Raw genomic sequence first — 12,935 nt, 5'->3', positions numbered from 1 at the left:
TATCTTTAACCCTCTTTTAGCCAAGGAAAAGTTCAGTCAGCGTTGCCAGATTGGCTACGCATCACCACATCGGTGGCAAGGCTGTTTTTACGGTGTAGTCAGTGGTCACATCGCTAAAGGGGAGAAGCACAATGGCGAACTATCGCTACTGGGTCGGTATTCTCAGCAGTTTCCTGCTGTTCAGCCTGATTTTTTTAGCCCAGAAGGGCGGGGTTTTTAATGGGGCAGGAACGGCTAACAGTGGGGAAACGGGTCTGCTGCTGTTTGTGATCCCCGGTGTCATCGCCAGCCATCTTTCGAGTAAAAAACGTATTTTGTGCCCACTGCTTGGTGCCTTGTATGCAGTGCCACTGTGTTTTTTTATCCGCTATTTCTGGTTGATGCCCGGTTACTCATATTGGCAGGAACTGGCGTATAGCGTCAGTGCGGTATTCTGGTGCGCCTTTGGTGCCATGCTGTATTTGTTTATGCGTGTTGCCGTACATGCCCTACAGCGATTTTGCCAGCGTGAAAGGCAATAGTCGTCAAAAAGGCGCCCGGAGGCGCCTTTTTGACGAGCTAACCGCGAACGGTTACTTGAACAGATTCAGGTTCTCTTTGGCATAGGCTTCAAAATCAGTGCAGCCACCAATGTGCTTCTCATCGACAAAGATCTGCGGCACAGTTTCTACCGGTTTACCGACCGTTTTTTCCAGATCGGCTTTGGAGATACCTTCAGCGTGGATATCAACGTAACGGAAGTTGAAATCGTCGCGATCTTCAGTCAGTTTTTCCGCCAACTCTTTAGCACGGACACAGTAAGGGCAGCCCGGACGTCCGAAGATTACAGCAAACATGTCACACTCCTAGTCTGTTATTCAAATTATTAACCGCTATTGTAACGACATTCCATCCGTCATAAAAAGACATCAGTAGCGTAATCACTCACGTTCGTGGGCCTTACTATGCCCGTTGCCGTTAGTAAAAAAAAGCGGGATCTGCCTGTTAGTCTGATTCATAGAACCGATTAATCACGAGGGGCTGTTGCGGCAGCGGGGAATTCACTACACTGAACGCTGCAAGTCTGGAGAGGAAAAATATGCGTTCATTCGGTGACTTACCGCGCCCGGTGTTGGTGCTTGAAGGCCTGGGGATGGTGCTGCTGGTGTTATCCTACCTGAGTACTCATGACTACGTACGTTTGCCCGGCATACTGGCCTCACAGCAGGCCGCCGTCGGCATGATTTTTCTTGGTGTGGTGCTGATGGTTCCGGCTGCGGCCTATCTGGTTTTGCGTATGGCGCAGGGATTCAGCCCGCTATTGCGCAACCGTCAGCCGCCAGAAAAGGTGCCGCCAGCCGATAAAAAAGACCATGGCCCGCAGGAGTGACCGCGGCCGTGGGGAGTGCCTGCCTGTGCAGGTGATAATGTCTCCTGGGGTGACGAGTGAAAATTGCCATTCTTTCGCGTGATGGTTCGCTGTATTCATGCAAAAGGCTGCGGGAAGCAGCGGAACAGCGCGGGCACAGTATCGACATCATCGATCCGCTCTCTTGTTATATGAATATCAACCCGGCGGCACCGAGTATTCATTACCGTGGCCGCAGGTTGGAGCGTTACGATGCGGTGATCCCGCGTATCGGCTCTGCCATGACGTTTTACGGCACCGCCGTGCTGCGCCAGTTTGAGCTGCTCGGCAGTTATCCGTTGAATGAATCTTTGGCCATCACCCGCGCGCGTGACAAACTGCATTCGTTGCAACTGCTGGCCCGCCAGGGAATCGATCTGCCCATTACCGGTTTTGCTCACTCGCCGGACGATACCGGCGATCTGATCGAGCTGGTGGGCGGAGCGCCGCTGGTGGTGAAACTGGTTGAGGGCACGCAGGGGATCGGTGTGGTACTGGCAGAAACCCGTCAGGCGGCAGAGAGCGTGATCGATGCGTTTCGCGGCCTGAATGCCCACATTCTGGTGCAGGAGTATATCCGCGAGGCCAAAGGTAGCGATATCCGCTGTCTGGTGGTTGGGGGGCGGGTGGTTGCGGCCATTGAGCGGCAGGCAAAGCCTGGCGAGTTTCGTTCGAACCTGCATCGTGGGGGCACCGCTCGCAAAGTGCATATCACCGGCAAGGAGCGCGCCACGGCGATCAAAGCCGCAATGACGCTTGGGCTGGATGTGGCCGGGGTGGATATTCTGCGCGCCGATCGTGGTCCGCTGGTGATGGAAGTGAATGCTTCTCCAGGGTTGGAGGGGGTAGAAACCACCACTGGGCTAGATATCGCCGGAATAATGCTGGAATACGTTGAACAGCGTGTTCGGCCAAGCCTTCGGTTGAAGTCGGGAAGGTGATGTCAACGGTGGCTGATGGCTCGTTTTAGCTAGCGCAATCTTGCCTTGCAACATTCGTAATTATCTGATTAACGAATTTAGTGCCTTTGATCGTGGTATCTCGGGTGAATATTCCGTAAGCTATGCGCCTTTTCACGTTTTGAGCATTGTGAGGCTGGTTATTTATGGATTCACTCATCGTCCCCGATTTGGCGTTATTACGACGTTGGCTGGATCAACTGGGTATCTCATTCTTTGAATGTGACTCTTGCCAGGCGTTGCACTTGCCGCACATGCAAAATTTTGACGGTGTATTCGATGCTAAAATCGATCTGGTCGATGACGTGATTCTGTTCTCTGCACTGGCGGAGGTCAAACCGACGGCGTTGATCCCGCTGGTGGCCGATCTGAGCCAGATCAATGCCAGTTCGTTGACGATTAAAGCGTTTGTCGATATTCAGGACGATAATTTGCCGAAACTGATTGTGTGCCAGTCGTTGAGCATTGCCGTTGGCGTGGCCTATGAACAGTTTGCGTACTTTATGCAGCAGGGTGAAGAGCAGATCTCGATGGTGATCCTGGAAGCCAGGGCGAACGATCTGCTGTTTATGGGCGATGAAGAAGAGAACCTGGCTACTGCTGCCCGCCAACCGATGCTGCATTGATCCCCTTTGTACATTATGCATGCCATAGCTCCGGTGGCATGCTATACCTGTTTCCCCCAACCATTAAATATTCTGTATTTCTGTTTTTTCGCCAGATATTTATCGCTACTTGTAGCGCTATTGGCGTATCACATAAAGAACTGCTGCATAAAAAATCGATAAAAGGCGTTTTTTACTCTGAAGGCTGGTACACCCCGGCAACTCCGGTTATGCTGCTGATTCTTTTCAAGGCTTGTGTTTCCCTTTGTGAACACATGGGCTGAGCAGATGAAAAAAGTTTATGTAATCAACTGCATAGCCATTCATTCGTGGTCGCAACGATTGCGCTCGGTGAGTCGAAGGTTTTGTATCAATTCAGGATACAAATTTACCCCTTGTTTTTGGAGGAAGTTACGGATGGTCAACCAACGTAAAAAGTGGTTATCGGGTGTTGTCGCCGGTTTGCTGATGGCTGCTTCTGTTACAGCGTCAGCCGCGGAGAATACGCTGCACATCTACAATTGGTCCGACTATATTGCGCCGGATACCCTCGCCAAATTCCAGAAAGAAACTGGCATTAAAGTGGTGTATGACGTCTTCGACTCCAATGAAGTGTTGGAAGGCAAACTGATGGCGGGCAGCACCGGTTATGATTTGGTCGTGCCTTCGTCCAACTTCCTTGAGCGCCAGTCCAGGGCCGGTATTTTTGAACCGTTGGACAAGAGCAAAATCCCTAATTACAAAAATCTCGATCCTGAGATGCTGAAATTGGTGGCAAATAACGACAAAGACAACAAGTACGGCATTCCTTACATGATGGTAACGACCGGTATCGGTTATAACGTCGATAAGGTGAAGGCCGTATTGGGCAAGGATGCGCCGCTTGACAGCTGGGATCTGATCCTCAAGCCAGAGAACCTGGAAAAGCTCAAAAGCTGTGGGGTGTCGTTCCTGGATGCGCCAAGTGAAGTGTATGCCACCATCCTGCATTATCTGGGCAAAGATCCGAACAGCACCAATGCAGAGGATTACACTGGCGCTGCGAACGATCTGCTGATGAAACTGCGCCCGAACATCCGTTATTTCCACTCTTCGCAATACATTAACGATCTGGCGAACGGGGATATCTGTGTGGCGATCGGCTGGTCCGGTGACGTGATGCAGGCAGCCAACCGTGCCAAGGAAGCGAAGAACGGTGTGAATGTGGCCTATACCATTCCGAAGGAAGGGGCACTGGCTTATTTCGATATGTTTGCGATGCCAGCAGACTCGAAAAACAAAGATGCGGCCTACCAGTTCCTGAACTTCCTGCTGAAACCGGAAGTGATTGCGGATATCAGTAACCACGTCTTCTATGCCAATGCGGTTACAGAAGCCACTGCGCTGGTGGATGCCCAGGTGCGTGATAACCCGAACATTTATCCGCCAGCGGATATTCGTGCCAAACTGTTTGCCTTGAACGTGCAGTCGCCGAAAGTTGATCGTGTAATTACCCGCGCCTGGACTAAAGTTAAAAGCGGGAAGTAATGTGTAAGGGTTCTGCAGATAGAGCCTGATTATCCATATTATCTGACCAGCAGGCGGAGGGTATTCCCGCCTGCATTGCCATTCTGGGCCATGGTAATTGCCGTGGTTATTTGTACTGTTTTAGCCGGAGAGCACCCCGATTGAACGACGCCATTCCTCGTCCTCAAGCCAAGTCGCAGAAGGTATTTACCCCTCTGCTGGAAATCCGTAACCTCACCAAAACCTTTGATGGCCAAAACGCGGTCGAAGACGTCAGCCTGACGATCTACAAAGGCGAAATCTTTGCGCTGCTTGGCCCCTCCGGTTGTGGAAAGTCCACGCTGCTGCGTATGCTGGCCGGTTTTGAACAGCCAACAGAAGGGCAGATTGTCCTCGATGGTCAGGACATGTCCCTCGTTCCGCCTTATCAACGGCCGGTGAACATGATGTTCCAGTCCTATGCGCTCTTCCCGCATATGACGGTGGAGCAGAATATCGCTTTTGGCCTTAAGCAGGACAAAATGCCGCGCGCGGAAATCAACGATCGCGTTACGGAGATGCTTTCTCTGGTACACATGCAGGAGTATGCCAAGCGCAAACCTCACCAGCTTTCTGGCGGGCAGCGTCAGCGCGTGGCGCTGGCACGCAGCCTGGCTAAGCGGCCAAAGCTGCTGTTGCTGGATGAACCTATGGGGGCGCTGGATAAAAAACTGCGCGACCGCATGCAGCTTGAGGTGGTGGATATCCTGGAGCGAGTGGGGGTGACCTGCGTGATGGTTACGCACGATCAGGAAGAAGCGATGACCATGGCGGGCCGTATTGCCATCATGAACCGTGGCAAGTTCGTGCAGATTGGTGAGCCGGAAGAGATTTATGAGCATCCGAACAGCCGTTTCAGCGCCGAATTTATCGGTTCGGTCAACGTGTTCGACTGCGTGCTGCAAGAGCGGCGCGATGACGCTCTGATCCTGCAAAGCCCCGGCCTGCGCCATGCGCTGAAGGTGGATCCTGACTCTTCGGTTGTGGATGGGGTGCCGATTCAGGTGGCACTGCGCCCAGAGAAAATCATGCTGTGCGAAGACCTGCCGGAAGACGGCTGTAACTTTGCCATCGGTGAAGTGGTGAATATTGCTTACCTGGGGGATTTGTCGATCTACCACGTGAAATTACTCAGTGGGCAAATGATCAGCGCTCAGTTGCAGAACGGCCACCGTTTCCGCAAAGGGATGCCGACCTGGGGTGACGAAGTACGCCTGTGCTGGGAAACCGATAGCTGTGTGGTTTTGACGGTGTAGTTGAGAAGGTGAGGAGTAACCATTATGACATTGCTTTCTGAACGTACGCCGGAGCCCCCGGCACGCACGCCCGGTGCAATAAAAGCCTTTATTCAGCGCTTGCAGATGGCCCACGGCCGCAAACTGGTGATCGCACTGCCATACCTGTGGCTGGTGCTGCTGTTTATGCTGCCATTCCTGATCGTGTTCAAGATCAGTCTGTCAGAGTTGGCCTTGGCGGTGCCGCCTTATACCGATCTGATGAGCTGGGCCGACGGCAAGCTTGATATTGCGCTCAACTTTGCCAACTATCTGCAACTGACCGACGATCCGCTGTACATCGATGCCTATCTGCAATCTCTGCAGATTGCCGCGGTCTCTACGCTGTGCTGCCTGATTATTGGTTATCCGCTGGCGTGGGCGGTCGCACACAGTAAACCTTCGACCCGCAATATCCTGCTGCTGCTGGTGATCTTGCCGTCCTGGACGTCGTTCCTGATCCGCGTTTACGCCTGGATGGGGATCCTGAAGAACAACGGTGTGCTGAATAACTTCCTGATGTGGTTGGGGGTGATCGATCAGCCGCTGGTGATCCTCCACACCAACCTGGCGGTGTATATCGGCATCGTTTATTCCTATTTGCCATTTATGGTGCTGCCGATTTATACCGCATTGACGCGTCTTGACTATTCGCTGGTGGAAGCCTCGCTGGATCTCGGTGCTAAACCATTGAAGACCTTCTTCAGCGTGATTATGCCATTAACACGTGGCGGCATTATTGCCGGTTCAATGCTGGTGTTTATTCCGGCGGTGGGTGAGTTTGTGATCCCGGAACTGCTCGGTGGGCCGGATAGTATTATGATTGGCCGCGTGTTGTGGCAAGAGTTCTTCAACAACCGCGACTGGCCGGTGGCCTCGGCGGTTGCCACCATTATGCTGTTGCTGCTGATTGTACCTATTATCTGGTTCCACAAGCACCAGAACAAGGAAATGGGAGGGCAGGGATGAATAACTTGCCGGTTGTTCGTTCACCATGGCGTATTGCCATTCTGGTGGTGGGTTTCACCTTCCTCTATGCACCGATGCTGATGCTGGTGATTTACTCGTTTAACAGCTCGAAACTGGTTACGGTGTGGGCCGGGTGGTCAATCCGTTGGTACATTGAGCTGTTTCACGATTCAGCGATGATCAGCGCCGTTGGCCTGAGCCTGACCATTGCGGCGGCATCGGCCACGGCGGCGGTGATCCTCGGCACCATTGCCGCCGTGGTGATGGTGCGCTTTGGTCGTTTCCGTGGTTCAACCGGTTTTGCCTTCATGCTGACGGCACCGCTGGTCATGCCGGATGTGATCACCGGTCTGTCGTTGCTGCTGCTGTTTGTTGCCATGGGGCACGCATTTGGCTGGCCGTCGGAACGCGGGATGTTTACCATCTGGCTGGCACACGTCACTTTCTGTACCGCCTATGTTTCGGTGGTGATCAGTTCGCGGTTGCGCGAGCTTGATCGTTCTATCGAAGAGGCCGCGATGGATCTGGGGGCAACGCCGCTGAAAGTGTTCTTTGTCATCACTTTGCCAATGATTGCGCCAGCTCTAATCTCCGGTTGGATGCTGGCGTTTACTCTGTCGCTGGATGATTTAGTGATTGCCAGCTTCGTTGCTGGGCCAGGCGCCACCACGCTGCCGATGCTGGTGTTCTCCAGCGTGCGGATGGGGGTTAACCCGGAAATTAACGCCTTGGCGACGCTGATCCTGCTGGTGGTCGGTGTGATCGGTTTTATTGCCTGGTGGTTTATGGCGCGCGCAGAGAAACAGCGTGCGCGTGAGCTGCAAAGGGCCGCCCGTGGCTGATCGCCGAACCTGACTCAAGGCGCCGCCTGATTAGGCGGCGCTTTTTGATCGCCCACAAATAAGTTTTTGTGGGTTTACAGTGCTACAATCTGCGCCCTCATTAGTCACCCTGATTTCACGGTTAATATTCATGCATTGCGCTTTGTACTCGGCTGGCACCTGCCGTTCCTGTCAGTGGCTGGAAAAGCCTTATCCACAGCAACTGGCGGAAAAACAGCATCACCTGCAGTCGCTACTGGCTGAACATCCGGTAGAACAGTGGTTGGATCCGGTTGCCGGTGAGCAAAGCGCATTCCGCAATAAGGCGAAAATGGTGGTCAGCGGCAGCGTTGAACGCCCGCTGCTGGGGATGTTGCACCGCGATGGCTCGTCGGTCGACTTGTGTGCTTGCCCGCTCTATCCCGCCAGTTTTGCACCGGTATTCAGCGCATTGAAGCGTTTTATTGCCCGCGCGGGGTTAACGCCCTACAACGTGGCGCGTAAACGCGGTGAGCTGAAGTATCTGCTGCTCACCGAAAGTACCAGCAATGGCGGCATGATGCTGCGCTTCGTGCTGCGTTCAGAGAACAAGCTGGCGCAGCTGCGTGCCGCTTTGCCTGAGTTACAACAGCAGTTGCCACAGCTGCAGGTGATTTCCGCCAATATTCAGCCGGTACATATGGCGATCATAGAGGGGGAACGTGAAATCCCGTTAACCAAACAGCAGGCGCTGGAAGAGCAATTCAATCAGATACCGCTGTATATTCGCCCGCAGAGCTTTTTCCAGACTAACCCGCAGGTGGCCAGCCGCCTGTACGCGACCGCGCGCGATTGGGTGCGTGCGTTGGCTATTAATAGCCTGTGGGATCTGTTTTGCGGCGTGGGGGGGTTTGGTTTGCACTGTGCTCAACCGCAAACGCGGCTGACCGGTATTGAGATCAGCGCCGAGGCCATCGCCTGTGCTAAGCAGTCGGCGCAAACGCTGGGTTTGCAGCAGGTTGATTTCCAGGCACTGGATTCAACCCGCTTTGCCACCGCAGAAGGGGAAGTGCCGGAACTGGTGCTGGTTAACCCGCCACGTCGTGGGATTGGTAAAGACCTGTGTGAGTATCTCAACCGCATGGCGCCAGGTTATATTCTCTATTCAAGCTGTAATGCAGTGACCATGGCGCAGGATATCGCGAGGTTAACGGATTACCGTATTGCACGTGTTCAACTGTTCGATATGTTCCCGCACACCGCGCATTATGAAGTGTTGACGCTGCTGGTGCGCAATTAACCGGGCCCGGCAAGCAGGCCCGTAAACGTGCAACCTGCTTACTGTGGGAACCACTTATCGTTGATCGCCTTGTAGGTGCCGTCCGCTTTGATGGCCTCCAGCGCGGCATTCAATTTGGCCAGCAGCGCCTGATTATCCGGGCGCACAGCAATGCCTAGGCCAGTGCCGAAGTAGGCGGCATCGGTGACATGCTCCCCCACCGGAGCCAGCGTCGGGTTCGTCTTCAGCCATTCATTAACTACGGCAGTATCGCCAAACACGCCATCAATACGGCCATTTTTCAGCTCCAGAACGGCATTCTGATAGCTGTCATAAGAGACGGTGTGGATGTCAGGGTGCTTGTCCTGCAAATATTTCTGGTGCGTGGTGCCATTCTCCATCCCGACCTTTTTGCCTTTCAAATCTGCCAGCGAATTGAATTTCCCTTTCTCAGCGATCACGATAGCCGAGTTGGCATAGTATGGCTGAGTGAAGGCAACCTGCTTGCTGCGTTCCGGTGTGATATCCATTCCGGAAATGACCGCATCGTATTTTTTGAATTTCAGCGCGGCGATCAGGCTGTCGAACGCCTGATTGGTGAAGGTACAGTCGGCCTGCATCTGTTTGCACAAGGCTTTAGCCAGATCGATGTCAAAGCCGACGATCTGGTTACTGGCATCAAGAGATTCGAACGGCGGGTAGGTTGCCGAGGAGGCAAAACGGATAGTCTCTGCAGCGCTGGCGTTAAAGGTCATCCCGGCCAAAATCGTGGCGGCGAGTAACAGTTTTTTCATGGGTAAAACTCCTGTCTGAAAATAGTTTTTTTAATCGCGCCATCATTAGATTTTACCTTGCGGTATTTTGGATGGCTATGCTGAGAATATGCCATTCAGTGAATTTATATGCAATTAAAATGACTATTAATTTTATTAACGGGTAAAAAAAGCCCTGCATAGGCAGGGCTGGATAGAGCTGGGTAGGATCAGTTACGGCGTTCAAACGCCAGCGCACGGCGTTCGATCAGGCGCATCAGCAATGTCAGCAAACCGTTGACGCACAGGTAAACGATGCCAGCGGCACCGAACACCATCACATCATAAGTGCGGCCATACATCAGTTGGCTGTAGCCCATCACTTCCATCAACGTAATGGTATAAGCCAGCGAGGTGCTTTTGAATACCAGCACCACTTCGTTGGAATAAGACGACAGCGCACGCTTGAAGGCGAACGGCAGCAGAATACGCAGCGTTTGCCGGCGCGACATCCCCAACGCTTCGCAGGATTGCCATTGGCCGCTCGGAATCGCCCGCACCGCGCCGTAGAACAGTTGGGTGGTATAAGCCGCACTGTTTAGCGCCAATGCAATCATCGCGCACAGCCAGGGTTGTGAAAGCAGATTCCACAGCCACGGATATTCGCGGATCGCCGGGAACTGGCCCGGGCCGTAGTAAATCAGGAAGATCTGCACCAGCAAGGGGGTGCCAGTGAACAACGTAATGTAGATCTTCACCAGGGGGCTAAGCACCGGCGTTTTCAACGTCAGGATCACCGTCAACAGCAGCGACAGCAGCAAGGCAACGATCAGCGCCGCGATGGTTAACGTCAGGCTGGTGTGCAGCCCTTTGATGATTTCCGGCAAGAACTCAAGCATCAGGATGGCCCCCGCTCAAAACGCGTAGTACGGAGTTCGATCCGTTTAAGGATATATTGGCTGAACAGGGTCACGAGCAGATAAATCGCCGCCGCGATCACGTACCAGGTAAAGGGCTCCTGAGTGCGGGTAGCGATACTCTTGGTTTGCAGCATCAGATCGTTGACGCTGATCAGCGATACCAGCGCGGTATCCTTCAGCAGCACCAACCATTGGTTGCCTAATCCAGGTAACGCGTGACGCCACATCTGCGGCATGATTAGGCGGAAGAAAATCGCCGCTTTCCCCAGCCCCAGAGCCTGGCCGGATTCCCATTGGCCCTGCGGCACGGCTTTCAGCGCACCACGCAGCGTCTGAGAGGCGTAGGCAGAATAGAGCAGGGCCAGGGCGATCACGCCGCACAGGAACGGGCTGACTTCGAAGTTATCGATAGCCAACTGCACCGGCAACTGGAACAGGCCAAAATTCAGGGTAAAGCCGTCCGACAGCATCAGTAACAGCTGGGACGAGCCGAAATAAATAAACAGCACCACCAGAATTTCCGGCAGGCCGCGCAGCAGGGTTACCCAGGCGGTGCCGAGCCAACTGACCACTTTCCAGCGTGAGGATTCCCAGACGGCAAACAGCATCGCCAGGATCAGCCCAAGGACCAAGGCACAAACGGCAAGGCCGACGGTCATCCCGGCGGCGCTGGCTAAAGGTTGGATTTCATTCATGGATGTTGATTACTGCTGGAACCATTTTTTGTAGATGGTTTCGTAAGTCCCATCCTGTTTGATTTTATCCAAGGCGGCATTGAGTTTGCTCTGCAGCTCAGTATTCTGCAGGCGCATGGCGATACCCAACCCGGTGCCGAAGTAATCTTTGTCCGTCACTTTGTCACCCACGGCGGCCAGCTCAGCGTTCTGCTTCAGCCAATCGTTAACTACGGCGGTGTCGCCAAATACCGCATCAACCCGGCCGTTTTTCAGATCCAGAATGGCATTCTGATAGCTATCGTAAGGTACGGTGGTGATTTCTGGGTGTTTATCGGTCAGGTATTTCTGGTGAGTGGTGCCATTTTGCACGCCAACGCGTTTGCCTTTCAAGGCGGTAGCATCAGCCACTTTACCTTTCTGCGCAATAAACAGCGCCGAGTTGGCATAGTAAGGCTGGGTGAACAGCACCTGCTTTTGGCGCTCGGGGGTGATATCCATCCCAGATATTACCGCATCGAAGCGCTTGAACTTCAGGCTGGGGATCAGGCTGTCGAAAGCCTGGTTGGTGAAGCTGCATTCTGCCTGGATCTCTTTACACAAGGCATTAGCCAGATCGATATCGAAGCCCTGAATTTTATTGTCTGCGCCGATAGATTCGAAAGGAGGATAGGAGGCCTCCATCGCAAAACGGACCTTTTCAGCCGCAGAGGCGGAAACGCTGATACCCGCCAGAACGGCGGCAATAATGAATTTTTTCATCGCAAACTCCCCTAAAAACAGCAAGACAATTTATTAGTGTGATAAATAGTTAGCAAATTCAGCCGTTTGCGGCTGCGCAAAGTGGCTGGCATCGCCCTGTTCCACCACGTGGCCGTTTTCCATATACACCACACGGCTGGCGGTTTTACGCGCCACTTCAACCTCGTGGGTGACGATCACCTGAGTGATACCGGTACCGGCCAGTTCGCGGATGATGCTGACAATCTGGGCGGTAATCTCTGGGTCCAGTGCGGCCGTCGGTTCATCGAACAGTAACACCTGAGGCTCCATCATCAGCGCACGGGCAATAGCGACACGCTGTTGCTGGCCGCCTGAAAGATGCAGCGGGAAACGATCGGTAAAGTCGGTCAGACGCAGGCGTTTGAGCAGCTTATCGGCACGCTCCATCGCCTGTGCTTTGCTCAAGCCAAGCACGCGGCAAGGAGCTTCGATCAGGTTCTGCACCACGGTCAGGTGAGGCCAGAGATTATATTGCTGGAATACCATGCCGACGTTCTGGCGCAGCTCGCGAATGGCTTTTTCGCTCGGCGTCTGTTTGAAGTCGAATTGATTGCCTGCAATCTGCAGTTGGCCTGAGCGCGGCATTTCGAGCAGGTTCAGGACCCGCAGCAATGAGCTTTTCCCCGCACCGCTTGGGCCAAGCAGCACTAAGGTTTCCCCTGCTGGGCAATCCAGCGTGATGTTAAACAGCGCCTGGTGCGCGCCGTAAAAGCAATTGATATCTTTTAGTTGAATACTCATGCGCCGGAATTGAATAGACATTGATGCCGCGAATGTTAACTTCCACAGAATACTTATGCAATCTTTGTGAGTTAAAATTTATTACTACGCGTCAAAATGATGAAAGAATAGCACAAGATACCGCGACTCACGCGTGAATGGCGGATTTGTCGCGTACTGTGTGATATCGGTAGCGAATTTTTTCAAGTTGCTGATAATTTACGCAGGTTTTTTCAGGCTAGCGGGGTAGCGCTGCAGCATGGATAGT

15 protein-coding genes are annotated in these 12,935 nt (G+C 53.3%); 9 read left to right on the top strand and 6 right to left on the bottom strand.

What is annotated here, in order from left to right; translation table 11 throughout:
* The first annotated feature begins 131 nt into the window (after positions 1–131).
* Entirely contained in the window at positions 132–521 is a 390-nt protein-coding gene (locus BMI79_RS11650) for an inner membrane protein YbjM (RefSeq protein WP_076942303.1), read from the top strand.
* A gap of 51 nt (positions 522–572) precedes the next feature.
* On the opposite strand, the gene BMI79_RS11645 is transcribed toward BMI79_RS11650, so the two are convergent.
* Complete coding sequence (locus BMI79_RS11645; protein ID WP_076942302.1) at positions 573–836, bottom strand: GrxA family glutaredoxin; 264 nt, start codon at positions 834–836, stop codon at positions 573–575.
* 242 nt (positions 837–1,078) lie between these two features.
* Here BMI79_RS11645 and BMI79_RS11640 point away from each other — a divergent pair, with 242 nt between their 5' ends.
* The 8 genes from BMI79_RS11640 (at position 1,079) to rlmC (ending at position 8,839) form a co-directional block, all read left to right on the top strand.
* Positions 1,079–1,369, top strand: coding sequence for a YbjC family protein (locus BMI79_RS11640; protein ID WP_076942301.1), 291 nt, complete (start codon positions 1,079–1,081; stop codon positions 1,367–1,369).
* A 56-nt stretch (positions 1,370–1,425) separates the two neighbouring features.
* Positions 1,426–2,328: a 30S ribosomal protein S6--L-glutamate ligase gene (rimK, locus tag BMI79_RS11635; protein ID WP_076942300.1), complete on the top strand. Its 903-nt coding sequence runs from the start codon at positions 1,426–1,428 to the stop codon at positions 2,326–2,328.
* 164 nt (positions 2,329–2,492) lie between these two features.
* Positions 2,493–2,972 carry a YbjN domain-containing protein gene (locus BMI79_RS11630; protein WP_076942299.1) on the top strand — a complete coding sequence of 160 codons (480 nt, stop codon included), beginning with the start codon at positions 2,493–2,495 and terminating at the stop codon, positions 2,970–2,972.
* Positions 2,973–3,368: 396 nt separating this feature from the next.
* The gene (gene potF / locus BMI79_RS11625; protein ID WP_076942298.1) at positions 3,369–4,478 is read left to right on the top strand and encodes a spermidine/putrescine ABC transporter substrate-binding protein PotF; all 1,110 of its coding nucleotides are present in this window, start codon (positions 3,369–3,371) and stop codon (positions 4,476–4,478) included.
* A gap of 140 nt (positions 4,479–4,618) precedes the next feature.
* The gene (potG, locus tag BMI79_RS11620; RefSeq protein WP_076942297.1) at positions 4,619–5,752 is read left to right on the top strand and encodes a putrescine ABC transporter ATP-binding subunit PotG; all 1,134 of its coding nucleotides are present in this window, start codon (positions 4,619–4,621) and stop codon (positions 5,750–5,752) included.
* 24 nt (positions 5,753–5,776) lie between these two features.
* Entirely contained in the window at positions 5,777–6,739 is a 963-nt protein-coding gene (gene potH / locus BMI79_RS11615) for a putrescine ABC transporter permease PotH (protein WP_076942296.1), read from the top strand.
* Positions 6,736–7,581: a putrescine ABC transporter permease PotI gene (potI, locus tag BMI79_RS11610; protein WP_076942295.1), complete on the top strand. Its 846-nt coding sequence runs from the start codon at positions 6,736–6,738 to the stop codon at positions 7,579–7,581. Before potH ends, potI begins: the two co-directional genes overlap by 4 nt.
* A gap of 130 nt (positions 7,582–7,711) precedes the next feature.
* A complete protein-coding gene (gene rlmC / locus BMI79_RS11605; protein WP_076942294.1) occupies positions 7,712–8,839 on the top strand; it encodes a 23S rRNA (uracil(747)-C(5))-methyltransferase RlmC in 1,128 nt (375 codons plus the stop codon).
* Positions 8,840–8,877: 38 nt separating this feature from the next.
* On the opposite strand, the gene artJ (BMI79_RS11600) is transcribed toward rlmC, so the two are convergent.
* The 5 genes from artJ (BMI79_RS11600) to artP form a co-directional block, all read right to left on the bottom strand.
* Positions 8,878–9,612 (bottom strand): arginine ABC transporter substrate-binding protein, encoded by a 735-nt coding sequence (artJ, locus tag BMI79_RS11600; protein WP_076942293.1) that lies wholly within the window; start codon positions 9,610–9,612, stop codon positions 8,878–8,880.
* Positions 9,613–9,800: 188 nt separating this feature from the next.
* Positions 9,801–10,469, bottom strand: a complete 669-nt coding sequence (gene artM, locus BMI79_RS11595; RefSeq protein ID WP_076942292.1) for an arginine ABC transporter permease ArtM — start codon at positions 10,467–10,469, stop codon at positions 9,801–9,803.
* Positions 10,469–11,185 carry an arginine ABC transporter permease ArtQ gene (gene artQ, locus BMI79_RS11590; protein ID WP_076942291.1) on the bottom strand — a complete coding sequence of 239 codons (717 nt, stop codon included), beginning with the start codon at positions 11,183–11,185 and terminating at the stop codon, positions 10,469–10,471. The genes artM and artQ overlap by 1 nt, the downstream gene beginning before the upstream one ends.
* A 9-nt stretch (positions 11,186–11,194) precedes the next feature.
* Entirely contained in the window at positions 11,195–11,926 is a 732-nt protein-coding gene (gene artJ, locus BMI79_RS11585; protein ID WP_076942290.1) for an arginine ABC transporter substrate-binding protein, read from the bottom strand.
* A gap of 33 nt (positions 11,927–11,959) precedes the next feature.
* On the bottom strand, positions 11,960–12,688 hold the full coding sequence (gene artP / locus BMI79_RS11580) for an arginine ABC transporter ATP-binding protein ArtP (RefSeq protein WP_095996127.1): 729 nt from the start codon (positions 12,686–12,688) through the stop codon (positions 11,960–11,962).
* Between the last annotated feature and the right edge of the window lie 247 nt (positions 12,689–12,935).

This window comes from Serratia oryzae, assembly GCF_001976145.1.
Taxonomy (GTDB): Bacteria; Pseudomonadota; Gammaproteobacteria; order Enterobacterales; family Enterobacteriaceae; genus Chania; species Chania oryzae.
Note: the sequence above shows the minus strand (reverse complement) of the source record. Positions and strands in the feature narration are given on the sequence as shown.